This window comes from Roseobacter fucihabitans (assembly GCF_014337925.2).
In the GTDB taxonomy this organism is placed as follows: Bacteria; Pseudomonadota; Alphaproteobacteria; order Rhodobacterales; family Rhodobacteraceae; genus Roseobacter; species Roseobacter fucihabitans.
On sequence record NZ_CP143428.1, the window covers coordinates 1 to 18739 of the forward strand.

The 18739-nt window shown below is 52.6% G+C and carries 21 protein-coding genes; 13 read left to right on the top strand and 8 right to left on the bottom strand.

The window, feature by feature from the left end; genetic code table 11:
- Positions 1-50 precede the first annotated feature (50 nt).
- The 5 genes from ROLI_RS23655 to ROLI_RS23675 all read left to right on the top strand — a co-directional run bounded on the left by ROLI_RS23655 (position 51) and on the right by ROLI_RS23675 (position 5000).
- On the top strand, positions 51-1103 hold the full coding sequence (locus tag ROLI_RS23655; protein WP_187431963.1) for a replication initiator protein A: 1053 nt from the start codon (positions 51-53) through the stop codon (positions 1101-1103).
- A 96-nt stretch (positions 1104-1199) separates the two neighbouring features.
- On the top strand, positions 1200-1868 hold the full coding sequence (locus ROLI_RS23660; protein ID WP_187431962.1) for a ParA family protein: 669 nt from the start codon (positions 1200-1202) through the stop codon (positions 1866-1868).
- Entirely contained in the window at positions 1850-2143 is a 294-nt protein-coding gene (locus tag ROLI_RS23665; protein WP_187431961.1) for a hypothetical protein, read from the top strand. The genes ROLI_RS23660 and ROLI_RS23665 overlap by 19 nt, the downstream gene beginning before the upstream one ends.
- A 119-nt stretch (positions 2144-2262) precedes the next feature.
- On the top strand, positions 2263-3966 hold the full coding sequence (locus tag ROLI_RS23670) for an N-6 DNA methylase (RefSeq protein WP_187431960.1): 1704 nt from the start codon (positions 2263-2265) through the stop codon (positions 3964-3966).
- A 5-nt stretch (positions 3967-3971) separates the two neighbouring features.
- Entirely contained in the window at positions 3972-5000 is a 1029-nt protein-coding gene (locus ROLI_RS23675; RefSeq protein ID WP_187431959.1) for a DNA adenine methylase, read from the top strand.
- Here the strand turns inward: ROLI_RS23675 and ROLI_RS23680 are convergent.
- The 3 genes from ROLI_RS23680 to ROLI_RS23690 all read right to left on the bottom strand — a co-directional run bounded on the left by ROLI_RS23680 (position 4990) and on the right by ROLI_RS23690 (position 7973).
- On the bottom strand, positions 4990-6108 hold the full coding sequence (locus ROLI_RS23680) for a hypothetical protein (RefSeq protein ID WP_187431958.1): 1119 nt from the start codon (positions 6106-6108) through the stop codon (positions 4990-4992). The genes ROLI_RS23675 and ROLI_RS23680 overlap by 11 nt on opposite strands.
- Positions 6109-6189: 81 nt before the next feature.
- Positions 6190-6729, bottom strand: a complete 540-nt coding sequence (locus ROLI_RS23685; RefSeq protein WP_187431957.1) for a recombinase family protein — start codon at positions 6727-6729, stop codon at positions 6190-6192.
- Positions 6730-7133: 404 nt separating this feature from the next.
- On the bottom strand, positions 7134-7973 hold the full coding sequence (locus tag ROLI_RS23690; RefSeq protein WP_187431956.1) for a GIY-YIG nuclease family protein: 840 nt from the start codon (positions 7971-7973) through the stop codon (positions 7134-7136).
- 254 nt (positions 7974-8227) lie between these two features.
- On the opposite strand from ROLI_RS23690, the gene ROLI_RS23695 reads away from it, so the two are divergent.
- Together ROLI_RS23695 and ROLI_RS23700 are read left to right on the top strand one after the other, a co-directional pair.
- Entirely contained in the window at positions 8228-8563 is a 336-nt protein-coding gene (locus ROLI_RS23695; RefSeq protein WP_187431955.1) for a zinc ribbon domain-containing protein, read from the top strand.
- Positions 8564-9193, top strand: a complete 630-nt coding sequence (locus ROLI_RS23700) for a hypothetical protein (protein WP_187431954.1) — start codon at positions 8564-8566, stop codon at positions 9191-9193. It begins immediately after the preceding gene.
- A 301-nt stretch (positions 9194-9494) separates the two neighbouring features.
- Here the strand turns inward: ROLI_RS23700 and ROLI_RS23705 are convergent, their stop codons facing one another.
- Positions 9495-9665, bottom strand: a complete 171-nt coding sequence (locus ROLI_RS23705) for a hypothetical protein (RefSeq protein ID WP_187431953.1) — start codon at positions 9663-9665, stop codon at positions 9495-9497.
- On the opposite strand from ROLI_RS23705, the gene ROLI_RS23710 reads away from it, so the two are divergent.
- Complete coding sequence (locus ROLI_RS23710) at positions 9664-10314, top strand: hypothetical protein (protein WP_187431952.1); 651 nt, start codon at positions 9664-9666, stop codon at positions 10312-10314. The two genes, ROLI_RS23705 and ROLI_RS23710, sit on opposite strands and share 2 nt — an antisense overlap.
- A 219-nt stretch (positions 10315-10533) precedes the next feature.
- On the opposite strand, the gene ROLI_RS23715 is transcribed toward ROLI_RS23710, so the two are convergent.
- Positions 10534-11418 (bottom strand): ArdC family protein, encoded by an 885-nt coding sequence (locus ROLI_RS23715; protein WP_187431951.1) that lies wholly within the window; start codon positions 11416-11418, stop codon positions 10534-10536.
- Positions 11419-11937: 519 nt separating this feature from the next.
- On the opposite strand from ROLI_RS23715, the gene ROLI_RS23720 reads away from it, so the two are divergent.
- Positions 11938-12153 (top strand): helix-turn-helix domain-containing protein, encoded by a 216-nt coding sequence (locus ROLI_RS23720; RefSeq protein ID WP_187431950.1) that lies wholly within the window; start codon positions 11938-11940, stop codon positions 12151-12153.
- A gap of 70 nt (positions 12154-12223) precedes the next feature.
- Here ROLI_RS23720 and ROLI_RS23725 read toward each other — a convergent pair whose 3' ends face one another.
- On the bottom strand, positions 12224-12901 hold the full coding sequence (locus ROLI_RS23725; protein ID WP_222869696.1) for a competence protein CoiA: 678 nt from the start codon (positions 12899-12901) through the stop codon (positions 12224-12226).
- A gap of 118 nt (positions 12902-13019) precedes the next feature.
- Here ROLI_RS23725 and ROLI_RS23730 point away from each other — a divergent pair, with 118 nt between their 5' ends.
- Positions 13020-13550 carry a hypothetical protein gene (locus ROLI_RS23730; protein WP_187431970.1) on the top strand — a complete coding sequence of 177 codons (531 nt, stop codon included), beginning with the start codon at positions 13020-13022 and terminating at the stop codon, positions 13548-13550.
- A 2-nt stretch (positions 13551-13552) separates the two neighbouring features.
- Here the strand turns inward: ROLI_RS23730 and ROLI_RS23735 are convergent, their stop codons facing one another.
- Together ROLI_RS23735 and mobQ are read right to left on the bottom strand one after the other, a co-directional pair.
- Positions 13553-13837 carry a hypothetical protein gene (locus ROLI_RS23735; protein ID WP_187431969.1) on the bottom strand — a complete coding sequence of 95 codons (285 nt, stop codon included), beginning with the start codon at positions 13835-13837 and terminating at the stop codon, positions 13553-13555.
- Between the two features lie 34 nt (positions 13838-13871).
- Positions 13872-15170, bottom strand: coding sequence for a MobQ family relaxase (mobQ, locus tag ROLI_RS23740; RefSeq protein ID WP_187431967.1), 1299 nt, complete (start codon positions 15168-15170; stop codon positions 13872-13874).
- A 789-nt stretch (positions 15171-15959) separates the two neighbouring features.
- On the opposite strand from mobQ, the gene ROLI_RS23745 reads away from it, so the two are divergent.
- From ROLI_RS23745 to ROLI_RS23755, 3 genes are read left to right on the top strand one after another with little or no spacing between them, the layout of a single operon-like run.
- The gene (locus ROLI_RS23745; RefSeq protein WP_338469281.1) at positions 15960-16268 is read left to right on the top strand and encodes a mobilization protein; all 309 of its coding nucleotides are present in this window, start codon (positions 15960-15962) and stop codon (positions 16266-16268) included.
- Entirely contained in the window at positions 16268-17953 is a 1686-nt protein-coding gene (locus tag ROLI_RS23750; protein ID WP_187431965.1) for a type IV secretory system conjugative DNA transfer family protein, read from the top strand. The genes ROLI_RS23745 and ROLI_RS23750 overlap by 1 nt, the downstream gene beginning before the upstream one ends.
- 20 nt (positions 17954-17973) lie before the next feature.
- A complete protein-coding gene (locus ROLI_RS23755) occupies positions 17974-18549 on the top strand; it encodes a hypothetical protein (protein ID WP_187431964.1) in 576 nt (191 codons plus the stop codon).
- Positions 18550-18739: the final 190 nt, after the last annotated feature.

The window sequence follows — 18739 nt, forward strand, 5'->3', positions numbered from 1 at the left end:
GGCGGTCTGGTGGGCAGACTGTCGAACAACGGTGTGTAGAGTATCGAATAATGGCAAGACCAAGAAAACGCACTGCTCTTCTTCCAGAAAGGCATACTGAGCCTGATCTTTTTGTGTGCGACATCCTCGATGCGACACCGAAGAGTGACCGTGCCTCAATGGAGCATCCGCTTTTTTCGCTATCTGTGAAGAAAGACATGGCCGCGTTCCAGTACGAGCAGGGCAATGTGAAGGTAAAGATCACTCCCGCTGCCGAAGAGGGCCGCGCAAATGTCTTTGACAGGGACATTTTGATTTATGTCCTTAGCCAACTCATGGCCGCAAAAAATGATGGACAGGAAATTGGTCGCCGCGTCCAAATTTCGGCGCATGATCTTCTCAAAGCAACTAACCGTCACACGACGGGACAGGCTTACGCAACACTGCGACGCGCCCTTACCCGCCTCCAGTTTACGCAGATTGAGACCAATATTCACGATCACGGAATAGGGGAATGGCGTTCCATCTCGTTCATTACAGACGCGCGTATAGTCAAGGAAGACTCGACGGGACGGCTGCTAAGCGTAGAGCTTGAAATGGGTGACTGGCTAGTAAAAGCCATTGAAAATAAGAATGTTCTGACCCTCCACAGAGCCTATTTCCAGCTTCGGAAGCCTTTGGAGCGCCGCCTTTATGAACTAGCCCGCAAGCACTGTGGAAAACAGGAAGTCTGGCGGATTGGCTTGGACAAATTGCAGCACAAGACGGGTTCGACCTCCACATCAAAGGAATTCAAACGTCTCGTAAAAACCATCTGCAAGGCAGATGAAGCGCAATCGCATATGCCAGATTATCGCTTTCGGCTGTTGCATGACATTCTGGAAATTACACCAAAACCTGAGTTTCTTGAGGTATACGCCGAACAACCTGCTTCTGGGCTGTCGGATACAGTCCGCATTTCTTCAGATGGTTATGAGAAAGCGCGTGAAGCCGCCCCCTCTTGGGATGTCTACTTTCTCGAACAGGAGTGGCGGATGTGGATGAGCGAGTCTCCGCGCCATGCAGACGGGGCTTTTGTTGGGTTTTGCCGGAAGTGGTACGAGCGGAAAGGTAAGGCTCCCTAACTGATAACAAATACCAGTTATGGCTTATTTGTTATCAGTTAAGTGTTGACTATTATGAGTTACCTGTTATCCGTTTCATAAAAAGTGAGGTGAGTTATGACGCAGGTCATCAGCGTAGTTCAGGAAAAAGGTGGGGCCGGAAAAACGACTCTCCTAACCGCGATTGCGAGCCTTATGGTTGTCGATGGCGCAAGGATCGCAGTGATCGACACTGATCCTCAACGTCACCTAGAATCGTGGGCAAAAAAAGAGAAAACCAACTTGGATTGGGTATTTGAAGAAGATGACGAAAAACTTCTTCCCACCGTTAAAGCCCTCAAGAAAGCTGAACCAGCGTATGACGCAATTTTTGTAGATACGGCGGGATTCAAGTCTGCCATGTCTATGCACGCTATTGCTGCTGCCAATCTCATCCTCATACCCTCGAAGGCAAATGAAGCGGATGCTAAGGGCGCTAAACGAACCTTTTCTCATGTCCAGAGCGTTGCCGAAACGATGGAGAGAGAAATTCCCGCTCTTGTTGTGATGATGGACGTGGATACCCATACCAACATCACTCAGGCAATTACCGATGCCTTAGATGCTCAGGGCGTTCCAAGGCTGGGTGCGATGTGTGCACATCGAACAGGCTTTAAGGAAATGACCTCAACTGGCATGGCACCACAAGGTGCGGCCAAGACATCTGCACAGTCTGTTTTGGCTGACCTACAAGGCAGGGGCCTTATCAACTTTTATAGGAGCGGCGCATGGCCAAAGTCAGCGTAAATCTCGATGACGATCTTGATGGCGATGATAGTGCTCGAAAGATTAAGGCTCTGGCTGCGCCTTTACCGAGCGTAAGTAAGGCGAAGTCCTCTGCGTTAAGGGATGCGCCACGCGTTCAGTTTTCTTTTACCAACGTTCCTAAACCTATAAAAGAAGCCTTTGCGGCAGAGGCCAAGAAACGTCAACTGACCCAAAAAGAGCTTTTGTACGAGTGCCTTAGGTCCGGTGGCATAGATATACCTGCCAATGAAGAAATTGATGGGCGTAGACGATAACTGATAAGTGTTATCTGTTACCTCGTGAATAGATAACTAATCAAAAATACTTGTCAGATAAGTAAAGAAAAGACCCTCTCTAAATAGTCATTTTGAGAGCAACAGGGCAGGGAAATAGCATGCTGATTACCAAACTAGAAAGGCGCTTTGAAGACGCGGCAGTAAGCCTTCCGGTTGGCTTTGAGAAAGGTCAGGTGTTTACCCCTAGATTTCTAGCCACATGGGGTGCGGTCCTACTTAAGGAACATCTTGGTGAGACGTGGTCTGGCAATCTGCTCGACCCAGCATGTGGTGATGGTGAACTGCTAGATGCGGCTCTAGAACAGCTACCAAACGCTAAACTCTTTGGAATGGATATTGATTGCGAAGCTTCGCAAGCGGCGCAAACCCGCTTGGGAACGTCTGCTATTATTAAGACTGAGGATATGTTGCTATCACCGGCTCTTAATCAGCGTCAGCAGAGCTTCAAGGTAGGTGCATTGATCTCTAATCCACCGTGGGGTGCCGACTTGCTTCATTCTTCAGGGCATCTACGAGCGCTGGGATATACCCTTGCGAACGGGCAATTTGATAGCTGGTCTCTTTTTGTTGAGATGTCTTTGAAGGCTTTAGATGATGACGGCATGGCGGTTTTCATCCTTCCTGATGCTATATTTTCTCCCGAACATGCGTCTACAAGGTTGCTTCTTGCCGAAAATTATACAGTAGAACTCATTGCAAGACTTGGAGAAGGGATCTTCAAAGGCGTCTACCGTGGAACAACAGTTCTTCTCGTGCGTAAGCGCAAACCTGCCTCCAATCATGTCGTTGAAGCCTTCCGTCTTTCCAAGACGCAGAGAGCGGCGGTGCTATCGGGTGATCTTGATTTAGAAGACGCACGACAGCTTGCTAGTCATCGGATTAATCAAAGCCGATTTTTGTCTGATGCTGGATGCCGATGGGATATTGATGTGCGTCGCTCTGAGCAAAACTTGTTGGGGAGATTGGAAGCATCCGGCGGCAGTTGGACTGAATTGGTAGCCTCAGGGCGAGGCGTGGAACTTTCTAAGCGTGGGTTAGTCAAGGTTTGTGAAACCTGTAACCAGGTTACTCCGTCTCCTACGCGCCCTAGAGATGTGACGTGCCAAGGTTGCGGTCGAACTGCACATTCTGAAGAGATGACTACACAGAGAATTGTTGAAGTAGATACGGAAAAACAATCTGGATTCATGCCACTCATTGTCGGTGAAGATATTGGGCGTTACGCGCTATCCTGTTCCCGGCGTATCAAACTTGATGTTCCTGGGATCAACTATAAGAGCCGAGAAATTTACTCTCAGGAAAGGTTGCTTGTCAGAAAAACAGGAATTGGCCTGAAGGCTACGGTGACAAAGAAGGTGGCCGCTTCGAACCAAGTTGTTTTCCACTACGTACCGCTGTCAGAAGACCTCAACTTTTTCCTCTACTACGTTTTGGGCGTATTATCGTCTCGCGTAATGTTCGCATACCACCTCAGAAAATCCGGGGAAAATGAATGGCGCTCACATCCTTACGTGACACCGAAGACCCTTAAAGAGCTACCTATTCCATCCCCTAAAAGAGGCACTCAATCTTGGAGGCAGGCCGTTGAAATTGCCAGCCGCGTCAAAAAGCACGTTCGGAATGGCGGTAAAAGCAAGAAACTTGATCTTGAGATCGAAGGCCTTGTCGCAGGTCTTTATAACCTTGATCACTCTGACCTTGATTGGGTTAAGCAAGTGATCTGTGAGGCACAAAACCTTGAGCCAATGCGTGTTCTAAGCGACTTCGACAGCCAGTCGATACATATTGAGATGGTGCCTTAAAAACCATGTCATACCGATATATTGGAAATAAAACGCGGCTTTTGCCGATCCTTCTGGATTCATTCAGTAAAGTTGTGAAAGACGGTGCCACAGTTGCTGACATCATGTGTGGCACTGCCTCTGTGTCAGAGGCTTTAAGGACGTCTGAGTACCGCGTAATCGCTTCGGACATGATGACGTTCGCTGCTCATCATGCGCGGGTCAGACTTCTCCTCTCCGAAGAACCCAAGTTCGGTAAAATCGGACTTAAAGGCTATGCGAGTGTCTTAACCCACCTAAATCAGCTCAAGTTGCGAAAGGGGGTTTTCTTCAAAGAATACTCGCCTGATGGGAACCCTGAAAACGGGGGTGAGCCTCGCAAGTATTTTAGTGGTGAAAACGCAGGCAGGATTGACGCCATCACCGCGCAACTTAATCAATGGCAGGTAGACGAGACTATATCCGAGACAGAAAATTCGCTGCTGCGGCATGATTTAGTTCTAGCAAGTAATCGAGTTGCAAACATAGCCGGTACATATGGCCATCATCGCTCCAAATGGGGAACGTCAGCACTAGCATCGCTTGAGCTACGTCCTGCAACGCTCTTAGCGGGCCACCGAACGGACCACACAGTTCATCAAGGGCAGGCGGAGACGGTTGCTCCTTTGATAGAAGCTGACCTTTGTTACATCGACCCGCCATACATGAAGCGGCAATATGCAGCAAATTACCACATCATCGAAACGATTGCCCGTGGAGACTCACCAGAGGCAGTTGGCGTCAGCGGACTTAGACCGTGGCGGGACCAATATTCAGATTTCTGTTCTAAAGTGAAAATTAGGGACGCTTTCCGCACGATCTTTAAATCCGCGCAATGCGGGCAGTTCATGATCAGTTATAGTGAAGACGGCTTACTAACCGAAGAACAGCTCATGGAGCTATTTTCAGAATTTGGAACGGTCTCGCTTCAAAAAATCCCATTCGCCCGCTTTAGAAGTAATGCGGGCGGGCAGGGCGGAACGGTCATGGAATACCTTTTTCACATCAAACGGTAGCGCCGCCAGCATCCGCAATAACTTTAGCATGTTCTGGCAACCAAGTGATCGTGAAGCCTTCGCCATTGATTGTGAAGTCGAGCTTGCCATCAACGATCTTGGCGAGGTCCATGCCTTCAACAACGGCGTAATGTAGCATCCGGTGGATATGAGCACTTATCACCACGAGGTTTGTTGGGTTGTCAGAACCGCCTTCACCTAACGGAACTAGGTGATGAACTTCCAAATATGGCTCGCCGTTGACCTTGGAAAAGATAAAGTCGTTCCCGGTGATCTGGCATGTCTTATACAACTTTTTCAGATCACGAACCGCTTTCCGGTTCCGCTCAAATGTCTCGATGACCTTTTGTGTTTTCTTCACATCTTCCGACGATGAATCATCTTGGAAAAGTTCAGCGGCAATAGCTTCTTCCGAACGGCCTGTCTTGGCGTTGTAAGGGGCCTTTTTATTTGGCGTTCCTGCATTACCGGCGACGTCTTCTTCGGCGACCTCAACAGAATGGGGTTGAACCCCGAACGGGTCCTTCAGGCTTGCTAAGTTCAGCTCGATTTCAGGATCAAATGAGAGATGTCCAGCAGGCTCTGTAAGCATAGTTTCAAAGCGCTGGTCGATTGCTGACAACCTTTCAATTTCTTCAGTTTTCAACCAACCTGCCCAATATTCATCCTCTTCTGTTTTCAATATGAAGACGCGGACTCCAGCGGTAAGCTCTATAACGCGCGGGTCTTCGGCAGAAGACATATCAACTGGTGCTCGCGGGAAACCACCATGGTCAGGATGCCACGCATAAATGCGATTGCTGGACCGGCTAAAGAGCTTTTGAGAGCGAATATTTACGCTGGCCTCACGTCTTTGGCCTATAGAAACTTGCTGAGAGCCTAGGCCACCTAAACTGTTTATTTCAACGGTCCATACAGGTCCGTTTGTTTTAGCAACTGGTTGGATTCCATCAAAAAACGAGTGCCATGTAGGCAAGGCTACGTTTTTTACAGGAACGTCGATGTAAGACTGCCCCCCACCTAGAGCCTCAGCCCCAGGCTGCTTATTGATATTGAAAAAGTCCGCAGGTGTAATCTGCCTAAAAATTAGTTCGGATACATTAGTCACTGTTATGCCTTTGCCTCGATCACGCGAACTGAGTCGCTACTATTAATCGGGACACTACATCGGACAGTACCCATCAGTCATCTAGGCTCGTCGTACGGTCCTTTCGCTTACCTTAAACAACCGGGCGATCTCCGAGACAGCGCGGTGATCTTGATCCCTCATGTGCTGCACCTCAATCTTCTGGGCAGCGGTAAGGGCAGGGGGTCTTCCGCCTATCCGCCCACGCTTGCGAGCTGACGCCAGCCCTTCTTTGGTTCTCTCCGAAATTCGTTCGCGCTCAAACTGAGCAATAGAAGCAAAGACATGAAAAACGAGACGGCCGGCTGGCGTCGTCGTGTCGATGTCCTCGGCCAAGGACCGGAAGCCGGCACCGCGTTCGCCTATGACCTCTACAATCTCCAAAAGGTCTTTTAGGGACCGGGCAAGGCGGTCGTATTTTGTGACTGTCACAACGTCGCCGTCACGGAGCTGGTCCAGCAGCCTGTCCAGCTCTGGCCGTTCGCGCTTCGATCCGCTGATCTTATCAGCAAACAGTTTGCCAGCCCCTGCCGCTGTAAGTGCGTCAATCTGGGCATCTAGATTCTGGTCGTCAGTGCTGACGCGGGCGTATCCGATGATCATGCTTCACTGTGACAAAAACCTGCCAGAACTACAAAGGTTTTGCCGGGGGTTTTTGTCCTGTCTAAGTGATTGATTTTCGGTGGGGCAGGGGAAACCGGCACAAAGGACCGTTTCTGTCCAACAGAAGCGATAGCCTTGATGCGGCAGAATGTCGCACATTTAGATCCCTGAAATGCGATTTCCGGACACCGCCGCCGTATAAATACATGCGTAGGCAAGAGCTCTACATAACTTAAATGATAGAGGAATTTAAATGATATCAATAGTTTATTTGACGATGGCAGCAATGTATCTGGTTTTAGCAATCCATTACATGTTGTAATGAACGAAGCCGCTTTTCAAAGCGGCTTTTTTCTCACTCAAGCAACGGTCGAGGCAGTGCATGCTATATGTCTGATAGCTTCTCAATTCGCGTTCAAGCCGTGCGCTCGCACACCAAGTTTGGTTTTCCAGAATGCCTCCCGCGTTAGAATGTCTCCTAGCGACATGTCCGGCGAAGCAACCTCCAAGATCGCCATTGCGTAATCTCGGTGACCTGCTGCGCGAAGCAGCACATTACCGCCGTGACCATTTACCAAATACTGGCGCCAGCGCCCCATGAAGCCATCTATACCGGTAGCCGAACCGACGTATTGCTCACCATCGTCAGTAATCAATAGATAGACTCCTCGAACACCTGCAAGCGAGCCTGTCCATGCTTGTGGAAACTGTGGAATCTCACTTATCCGCGAGATAAAGCCAGAGAATCCTGGAAAGGGTGGCTCCTGCGGCTGCAAACGGATTTCTAAAATCGCCTTCTGCCTCCTGTGCCCCCATTGGGACCAAGCCCTCCCACCAAGACCCCAATTAATAAGTAGACGTTCGGCATATTCGCTGCCCTGATCGATCCACTCCAAATCGAAGGCATCGACATTTTCACGGCCCCTTTCCCCCTCAATTATTTCTGCATCTTGGATCAACGGCAGTCGTTCGCCATCCCATTCCCACCGATCTGCAATACGTGTTGTTCCAACATAAAGCGCGGTCAGCGTTCCGTCCGGAAGGTTAGAAGCAGGAAGAAAATGGCACGCAATTTCAACTCCGCCATAAGGCGGAGGCGTTCGTCTTTGGAAGCTAGCAAAGCACCCGAAAGCATGTGCGCCACCACGACGCCACGCGGCGACGCCCCGTGCGTCGTGACGAAGCAATCTGACCCTCGCTGGGTCTAAATCAAGCTTCCTCAAAAATTCCGTGAACTGAAACATCTTGCTCCCAACAGGCGATATACCAGACTACCAACAACCTTAAGGGCGGTCATAATGTTTTCAAAGTCTCAAGGTAGTACTCACAAATAGGAGTTTCGAATGACAGTGGGGTCGAGTCCGGTAGGGGGCAGAATAGTACGCTAAGAATAGATTTTCGCTATCCTATTGTGAAAAATAAGAAAATTAAGGTAACTGGCTATTCACGTTGCAAAAAACGTCTCTTCCAGTATCAAACTTGCAAAAGGAGATTTTTAATGGCCAAACCAGCAATAATTGAATGCCCAACCTGTCAGCACAAGGTCAGTACCACCGCAACGTCATGTCCATCATGCGGCGCAGTACTGAGAAAAGCAAAGCGCGGCATTTTCGGTAAACTTGTTATCTTCGCGTTCTGGGCCTTCAATATTTTGATGGTTCTTTGGATTTGGGGTGGCACGCAAGGTGCTGTTCAAAGCCAAGCAGGCATGTCTGGGGCTGAGGCTGCTGGGGCCGCTATCGGAACTGGTATCGGCGTCACGATCCTGATTTTCGTTTGGCTGATTGGAGCAATTATTCTGGGCATCATGGCGCTCCTTACACGGCCAAAATAGATGGCTGAAAGTGTTTCTTATTGGATTTGCCCATGTGGCAAATCTAACCTTAAAAGCAGTAATAAGTGTGCCGGATGCGCTAAGCGTCGTCCCCGGCGTTTGCTAATGTACGGAGCAATTTTAGCAGCAGTATTTGTAGGCATAGCAATGCTATCACCAACACAACCTACGTCCGATACCACGCTGAATCTCCCTGCTGCACAACAAGATTTCCTATCAAAAATGGAAGCCTTTCAAGCTCAGGTAGGTTCATCGCCAAATTCTTTGGCTTTGCAGAGACTCGTACAGGATAGAGACTTACAAATAGCCAAGATCGCCTCCCCAGAAAGCTGGTCAGGCACCGTTCTTGGCGTTCAAAGCGTTCAAGGAAAAGGTGGTATCAGTATTGATGTTGGCGGTGTGAACCTGCTTGCTGGGGTTCATCTTTCGTATGGGATAGACACGCTAATCCCGTCATCACAGACCGCAATATATGACACGCTGTTGAGCTTGCGGCGCGGTGATAAAGTAACGTTCTCTGGGGAATTTGAAAACCACAACGGGTCTGCGGTTGAGATGAGTTATACAAGTCAGGCTGCGGTATCAAATCCAGAATTTCTTTTCAATTTCAGAACACTAAATCCTCAATAGTCTTTTGAAGACTAAATGTTAGATTAGATAAACGGAGACCATTATGCAGCGAACATACCTATCAATTTTGGCCATAGTTTGGGCTGGAGTGGCATCTGCACAAGAGGTTTCTCTTGGAAGCTATCTTACTAGCATGGACCGAACATCAGTGACCTTCTCCGGACGAATCAAATATAATAGTTCAGAGGGTGATTTTACGTTTTACGATGAAAACCGCGAACCTTTCGGTGTAACCATTGACGCGGGAAGAGACGCCCGTGAGCGGATCGAGACTGAGTGTAACAACACAAGCTTTATGGTCTCATACGACGATCTCTGCACGATATCTGGCAGCGGCACCGTAGAGATCAGAGGATCTCGTGTTTACATCAGTGTCGAGCAGGTAAACCAGTTGAATGAATGACTTCACCTGAAGGCTATCGCAGATCAAAACACCCAGCGATTTGGGCAACAACAGATATAGGAATACCATGGGCATCCTCAGTTCGCTTTTCGGGACATCAAAATCAAAACCGAATTATTCAAAGATAGTTAGCAGCATCGTATCTACTGGTGGAAAAGGCATTCTTCAGACCAAGTATGCAGATGTTGCGCAGCACTTCCAAAGCAACGCCAAGGTAATCCAGTCCACATCGGATATGCTAAATGTCGAATACAAAACAGAAGATAACGACTATATGATCTTTGTTGAGCGCGAGCGCTCGGGTGGACGGGACACTGGAAGAACAATTATCTCCGCCAGCGCAAAAATACCGATCAACTGGAACGCCCCTGAGATTGGGGATGTGCTGACACACGCATACAAGCCTTTCATAAAGTCGCGCAGCGACGCTGAAGACGTTGTTCAGGCTATCTACATGGAAGGCGAGAGCTTCATCATCCACGACACTAACGATGGTGGAAAAATGAAACTTGGTGGGCAATCTTCAGCCATTATACCTGCGTCGTTAAAGTCATTCCTCGACGGTAAGTCTCCTGAAAACCACCGATTCAACGGGGACATGGATGTTAAAATGTTGACTCAGCAGATAACACAGGAGGCCGGAGAAACCGAACTCCGAGTGAAGGTGATGTATGAAGTCGCGGATGCCATAGTTCGAGAATATAACTTATTATCGTAGCCTGAACCTGCCCAATAGATAATATACATTTCTCTTTTCGTGGCGATTTTAGATACCCCTTCCGCCCTTAGGGCGTCCGCGCGAAGCGCCGGGCCTGTCGGCAGGTGGCCTTCAGGTCGCCCGCCGACAGGTCACCCTGAAACCGTCCACGGCCAGGATCATACCTAAACGCAAAAAGCCCCCGCCGGATGACGGGGGCGTCGATCTTTCGGCGGACCGTTACTCAGCGGCCATCCGGTCAACCTGCGCAATGCGGGCAATGATGTAATCCGCCGCCTTCTGCGCCTCAGACGCAGCACGGAATATTGCACGGCTGTCTTCCTTCATCGCCTCAAGCCATCCTTCGACATAGGCCGCGCTCTGGTCAAATTCAGGCTCCACCCCGATCTGGGCGCAAAGCATACAGTTTCCGATTTCGGCGACCAGCTCCTCAAACGCATAGGCCTTGCGGTCGTTGAACCGGCCCAAACGGTCCAGACGCTTTGTCGCCCCCGTCCAATGGGTCAGCTCGTGCGCCAAGGTGCCATAATATCCTGCTGCCCTGTGAAAGGTTGCGATCAGCGGCATGTGGATGCGGTCTGTCTTGATGTTGTAATAGGCACGCGGCTCCTCGGTGCTGTCGATCTGCGCGCCACTCGCGGCAAAGAAGGCCTCCAACTCGGGGTCTGCTACGGTGCCAAGATCACGGGGCGGGTCGGGCAGGATGTAAAATTCAGCGGGCAAGCCCTCGATCTGGTCAGCGTTGAACACGCGGTAGGCCTTGGCATAGGGGATCTGGCGTTCCTCGCCGTTCTCATCCTCGCGCTCGACTGTGCCGTATTTCACAACAGTGGCGGATTTCTCGCCCTTGCGGACATGGCCGTCCAACTGCTTGGCTTGGTTAAATGTCATCCAGCGGGCTGAGCTGTAATCCTTAGCCATAGCTGCGGCCCAAAGCATCAGGATATTGATGCCCCGATAGGCTTCGCCGTTGAACCGTTCCGGCAAGCTGACCGACACACCGCCTCCGGTCCACGGCTTGCGCCAGGGCGGTGTTCCCGCCTCGATCTGCGCGACAATCTGATTGGTTACATGGGAATAAACGTCAAATTTCTCTTTGGTCATTTGTGACCCTCCTTGAGTGACGCGGTCGGGGTCTTTTTTCCCTTTCCGCCAATGGGCGGGCCTTCCTGTTCTGCCGTTTGGAATGCCCATGCATTCCGAACGGCAGAGCAGGTAAGGGCAAAGCCCTGCCTGCGGCCTGGTGGGGCCGTGACAACTGGGTGGAGGGCGTGAATTTGGGAGGGAACCGCGCGCCTGCGCGTGGGAGGAACCGGAATTCTCGACCGGAACCGACGCCAAAGGCGGCGCTTGCCGGTTTTCTCGGACCTGACAGGATGGCAGGCGGATCAATAGGATTTAAAAAGTCAGGGTTGGGGTGAGCGGGCGTCAGCCCGTCGATCCCCTGCCCTGTCCGAAGCAAAAAGCGATCCCGGCACCAATGCCGGGGTCACCGGATTTCTATGGCTACTTTGTGTGTGTATTGAAGCTGCGTTTTCCGGCCAAGACCTATCGTTTTGGGTCGACACGAATGTAGCATATATCACGTGGCTTCGGTTCTTTGCTAAAAGCTAGTCTCCGGGTATGAAACTCTCTGAACGCATAGCTCAAAACATCATCAAGCACCGCAAAAAAGTTGGTTTGAGCCAAGAAAATCTGGCGAAGCACGCAGGTATCAGCCGCGCATACTTGGGTCGCATCGAAAACGCCCGGCATTCCGTCCGTACCGACACATTGGAAAAAATTGCGGTAGCACTTAATGTTGATGTCGCAGATTTACTGCGGCAACCTACCAACTAAGTTCTTGCAGCCCAAATCTGCTATGGTGCTTAGGCACGCTAACAAAGGACAGTTTTTGGCAGAGTGTTTACTAGAATCTTCTACGCCGACGATAACCACGCTGGGTGGGTTTTGCGAACTGGACGACAGGCAATGGACTCCCTTCGGTGATCGACTTAGCAAATTCCGCCTTTGGAAAGTCGAAGAGGTAGCGGCTTCGGCCTTGTGAGGCTGTGAGCAGGCATAGGTTGTCGCCACCAAAGTCAAAGCCGACTATTCTGCCCAATGACCCCCACTCTTTGAGAAGCCGGGTTTCCTCACAATAGACGGTGTAGATGTCTACGCCATCGAACCGTTCTGGGTAATGTTCTGAAAGCATCCGTTCGTACTGGATGAGATCAGTTGGGCGGCGGGTTCCATCGATGATCCAGATTACGTGGCCATAGAAGTTCGTCCGCTTTACCACTTCGTCCGGCTTGATTGCAGAGTGCTGGAATTCGATCACAAGACCGTTGGGCGTTTTAATGTCCGCGATATGCAATTCGCCCATTTCGTCACGAGCTGGCACCTCTTGCCAGTCGGTCACAAACCGATTTTTCCAGTCGCGGTGCCATTGGGTTTCATTTTCCCACCAATGGTCACAATGGCGACGGCCTTTATGCGCCCAATGCCAAACCTTCTTGGTGCCGCAGCGGGCCAACATCTCGGCATTGCAGCCAGGACAGACGCCCTGAGCACCGGGCGTCGCCTCTGTTCGTTGGTCATTCAAAAGAGCAAACCGCATTCTTAACAAGTGGTTGTTCTACGATGTATTTCCAAGGGTAAGGGCGGTCATAATGTTTCCAGAATCTTCGGGTATGGCTTCAAAATAGGAGTTTGGAATGACAATGGATGTACTAGGCCCGGACAACGCATTTTGGATCGATGGCGAATGGCTTGGATGGGATAGCATTATCGATCCAGAAGAAACCAAATACAGCCGACTAGCTGAACTGGAGCGAGAGGCTGAACTGCGCCTCAAATATCCAAACGCTGATCCTACTTTGGTTCCATATTTTCAGGACTTGCTGACGCTTGCCGAAGCCTATTTCAGCGACACAGGGCAGCACCTCAACGTCTACGGCGACATTGGTGAGCTTTTTGGTGCGATTATGTATGGAATTAAACTTCATAAGAACCATGCCCAAGGTTCCGATGGTAGATTAGGCAACGACTTTGTTGAGATCAAAACGATCTCGCCAGTTAACAGCAAAGAAAAGACCAGTGTGCGTCTCGACAGGCACTTCAGTAAACTGCTCATAGTAAAGATTGACGATAACTTTGAAGTCTCGGGACGCCTAGTAAAGCGGGCCAACTTGCCAAAAAGAGCGGGCAATAATTTGCGGCTATCATGGGCAAACATGCCGAGCGCCAACTGATCTCAAAGGCTCTTGCATGGCGGATCACGCCTTTTATCAAAAAGAATGACACGCCCATCATTATCGCTGTCCGGGTCATTCACGAGCACGAACGACACGCCTGCCCCATCCTTTGCATACAGGCAGCGGTATTTCATCTGCCCGGTGACCGGATCGCGCACCTGGTCGTAGCGGTAGCTGTGCTTAATCCTCTCCTCGGTCCACGTCTCAACGCCTGCCCGCGTCACCAATGACAACGGCTGATCGTCCAGCAAAATTGTCTCGCCTACATTGAATATTTCGTCCATTTTCAAATCTCCTTTTCTGTTCTGTCGGTGATCTTCAGTGACTGAGGCCACGGTCACGATCCACCTCCCTGTCGATTTCGCGTTCGTTCTCGACCTCTTTCTCGCTCTCCACTTCGCGCTCGTCCTCGATCTCCAGCTTTTCACGCGGCTTGTTCAACACATCGTCCAGCCGCTCCCGGATGGACGGCTTCGGTTCAGGATTAACGCCCTGCTCCAGCTCGCTGTGTCCGTCCAGCTTGTGAGAGGTCGCCTGCGGCGCGTCTGATCCCTCGCGGTCCAGAATACCTTTCAGCCGCTCACGGGCGTAATTGTATCCTTCTTTACCGTCCTCAGAGGTCCGGTCCTCGCCCCTGCCCTTGTCGATGATACCGGCCAACCGCTCCCGCACATCCTCGACCCCTCGCTCGTCACTGCGGTCTTTATCAACCGCCGCCCTGAGTGCCGCCAGACCGGCAGATACACGCCCCTGCCCCGCCTCCCGCTCTGCGCCATAGGTCTCGCGTGCGATGTCCAGCCGTTCGCGCATATCCTGGAACGCCATCCGCGCCTGACGCGCCGCGTGTGTGACAGCCCCGCGCTCCGTCAGTGGTACATACTCCCGGCCCTCGCGCTCCGCCGCCGCCTTCTCGCGGCGTTCCATGGAGTTGGCCGCTGGCCCCAGCTTCAGCTCGGGGTCGCGGTCCAGCTCGTCGGCGGACAGGGTGTCGCCCCTGTCCAAAGCCGTCTCGCGTTGCTTCTCAAGGGAACGGTGGTCAACGCGCTCAACCTCCCCTGCCCGCTCCAAGGCACGGTTCTGCAACTCGGCCCAGAAACCGCGCATTTGATCGATCTCGACGCCGCCGGTCTTCGCGGAATCCAGCACCCGTGTCTTGGCGGTAAAGCCCTCGGCTTCCAGCTTGCGAGTAGAGGTCAAAACATGCGCATGGTGGTTGCGCTGATCGCCTTCACGATTGGGCGCATGGATCGCCACATCGACGGCGACACCATAGCGGCTGACAAGCTGCTCGGCGAACTCTCGTGTAATCTGTGACCGAACCTCGGCACTGATTTCGAACGGCAGGGACAGCTCCCACTCGCGGGCCGTGACAGAGTTGCTGCGGGTCTCGCTGGCTTCGGCGGCGTTCCATAAGGCGGCGCGGTCCTGCGCCCAATCCGGGGCGTTCTCGGGGGCAATGATGAACGTCTCCTCGATGCCCTGCTTGCGGGTGTAGTCGTGTATGCGACCCTCACGCTGGCACTCGATGCGCTCACCGACACGGTAGGCCGCTGCCGCCGTCGCGGTACGTCCGGCAGAGCGTTTGATCGTCTTCACGGAGAGATGGTAGCTGGCCATCAGCGCACCCCTCGCCGGAGACGCAAACGCCGCCGACAAGCGCCGCTGCTGACCTCGGCCAATGCCCTGACATTGGCCACAGGGTCAGCCGTCTTTTCCCCGAAGGCCCGCGCGCTAGACCGGGGTTCCCGCTGGCACCGCTGGGTTCGGAGGGGAAAAGACAGCCTGTTTGAAGGGGTGCATCGGACCTCTGAGAACGGGACTTGCAGAGAACACCCCACAGCCTGCCCAGCCTCTTGGTGGGCGGCAGGATGTGGATTGTTCTCTGCGGTTTGCGACCAGCAAACCTGGCTTGTGTTGGCACCGACAGGTCCGACAACACAAGGCTCCCAAAACGGAGACGCCATCGTCAGACCGGCCCCCAGCGTGGGGCATCGGTCGAGACGCTGGTGCGAGGTTTTGGGATGCGCTCCAACGGCTGACGTTGGTCCTAGAGGGTTTGGGAGAGGCGGTGCCGTCTCCCATGTCGATGCCCTCGGCAGCGAAGGGGTTGGCCATCGGCTGGGGGTCTCCCCCAAGAGGATCGCACGCAAATCTCGAAACCGTAGGTGTAGAGTTTGCATAAGTGCGCCCTTCACTGTTTCTCAGCTCAGGGTTTGCACACTACGGCAACCGTTCAAGTAAAAACCTCTCAACCAACCTCTCTTCGCAGACAACCGCCGATTGCAGATGCTGTATCCGCCATGTTCCGCCGACAAATAGCCCAGAAGCTGTCCTGTCTTGTTTTTGGAGCGCAACATTGACCAACTCGAACTGACCTCCAGCAAATGACACAAGGCAGATTGTGACATGGCCGAAACCGAACTTGAGAAAGCCGAAAAGAGATACGCCCAGGCCAAGGCCCGTCTTCAGGCGCTTAAGAATCGTGAAACCACCAGACAGCGCAAAATGGACACCCGCCGCAAAGTGATCCTGGGTGGCGCTCTGCTCGATCTGGCTGAACGGGATAGCAACGCTGCCGCCATGCTGGATCGGCTTGTTCGCAATCTGCCCCGCGCCCAGGATCAGAAAGCATTCGTAGATTGGGGAGGAACGTCCTCCGGCGATAATGCACCCTCGGCCTCCCCTTCCCCGCCTGACCCGGACACCCCGTCCTGATGCGGACATTCAGCCTGATCATGGATCGTCTGTTCAGGTTTTTTCAGCGCCTGATCGTGACACCGTTTCTATTCGGCTGGTTGATCCTGTGGCTGCTGTTGGGCGCGGCATTCTCGACACTTGTGGCCACCCCGTTCATCTTCGCTTTCTTCCGTGAGAACCCCGGTGAAAGTCCGTGGCATTGGGTGGTCTTTGGACCCTTCATGCTGATCGGTGTGGTCCTCGCCTATCGGGATTGGTTGGAACGCTCCGGTGCCGAAACCTTCTTTGGCGGCTTCGGGCGGGACAGCCACGGCTCGGCGCGGTTCGCCGGGAAAAAGGAACTGCGGACGCTGGAACAGGCGGACGGTCTTTTGATCGGTCGTAACCCGCGCACCGGCAAGCTGCTACGCTATGACGGTCCCGCCCATCTGCTGACATTGGCACCGACACGAGCGGGCAAAGGCGTCGGCACGGTGATCCCCAATCTGCTGCTGGCGGAACGCTCGGTGCTGGTCGTTGATCCCAAGGGCGAGAACGCCCGGATCACGGGTGCGGCCCGCGAACAGTTTGGCACGGTTCATGTCCTCGATCCTTTCGGCGTCTCGGGCAGGCCGTCAGCGTCCTACAATCCGCTGGACCGGCTTTCGGCAAACAGTCCGGACCTGAGCGAAGATGCGATGTCATTGGCCGATGCGCTGGTGGTGGACCCTGCCGGACAATCCGGTGATCCGCATTGGAACGAAGAGGCCAAATCCTTCCTGTCCGGTCTGATCATGTTCTGTGTGGCGCATGAAGAACCGGCACGGCGCAATCTTGGGGCCGTCCGGGAATATCTCACCCTACCCCCGGATCGCATGACGGCGCTCCTGAAGCTGATGCAGGACAGCAATGCAGCGGACGGGTTGGTGGCCCGCGCTGCAAACAAGTTTGCGGGCAAGGCAGAACGGGAAGCGGCCTCGGTCCTGTCGAACGCGCAGCGCCACACCCATTTCCTCGACAGCCCAAGGATCGCGAAAGTTATGGCGCGGTCAGATTTCCACTTCTCGGACCTGCGCCACCGGATCACGTCCATTTTCCTTGTGCTGCCCCCCAACCGCCTAGACGCCTACAGCCGCTGGCTGCGTCTTCTGGTCTCTCAGGCGCTCCAGGACATCGCACGGGACGCTGAGGTGTCATCGACACCGGCAGGGCCTCAGAACCCCCAGATCGCCGCTCAGAGGCCTGTGGAGTGCCTGAAGGCCCCTGCCCTGTTCCTACTGGACGAGTTTGCGGCTCTGGGCCGTCTGGAGGCTGTGGAACGCGCTATGGGGCTGATGGCAGGCTACGGTCTTCAGCTTTGGCCGATTTTGCAAGACATGAGCCAGCTTCGTGATCTCTACGGCGCACGCGCCTCGACCTTCGTGGCGAACGCCGGGGTGCAACAGGTCTTCGGGGTCAATGATTTTGAAACGGCCAAATGGATCAGTCAGACGATGGGACAAGAAACCATCGGTTATCAGACCGAAAGCCGCAAACCCGGCGACATGCCGACAACCGGCACAAGCATCACAGGCCGGGATCTACTGACGCCTGATGAAATCATGCAGCTCCCGCCTCACCTCCAGCTCTTGCGTGTTCAAGGACAGCCCACGGCAATAACACAAAAGCTGCGCTACTACGCTGACCGCGAATTTAACGGGCTGGTTGTCCCGCAGGACCAATGATCTGAAAAGGATACCGCCCCATGTCTGACAAAACCTCGCCGGATCAACCCGCCTTCCCTACCCTTTCGGATGATGAAATGCGCGATAGCCTCGAATTGTTTGCCACGGCGCTGGCGGGAATGTCTGAGCGGATGGATGAGCAAGGCAAATTGCTGGCCAAGGTCAATCTCAGGGCAACAGAGGCACGGTCAGCGGCTGTTGGGGCGCAGGACCAGACCAATCCTAAGCTCTATGGCGAGCTGATAGCCAAGACCGTTGATGCCAAGCTCAATGATGTCACGGCTGATCTGATCGCAACCGAACATAATTTCTCTGTGGAAAGGGAAAAGCTGGCGGGAGCGGTGAAACATCTAACTGATCAACGCGCTGATCTCATCAATCGCATTTGTGCACGTGAAGCCAAAGTGGAACGGTTCAAGGCACGATTACCGTGGCTTGCGGGCGGTGTCGCAATTTTGTTCGTGGTCGGTCTGCTTGTTCTTCCTCGTTTCATAGCATCTGTCCCATCCGGCTGCGCTGTCCTTGGCGGTTTATGGACTACGACAACAACGGGCATTCCTATCTGTGTGCAGGACGCAAACGATGGTTGGTTTTAGTGATGGCGGCAGTCGGGCTGACAAGCTGTGTGTTATATATGTGTTAATATATGTGTTACGAGAATCGCTGGATTTGTAAGCCCTTGTTATAAAATATAAAAAACGCCCTATTTTTACTGCCTGGTGTGTAGAGTATCGAGGAATGGTGGGTAGACTATCGAAGAAAGGTGTGTAGAGTATCGAAGAACGC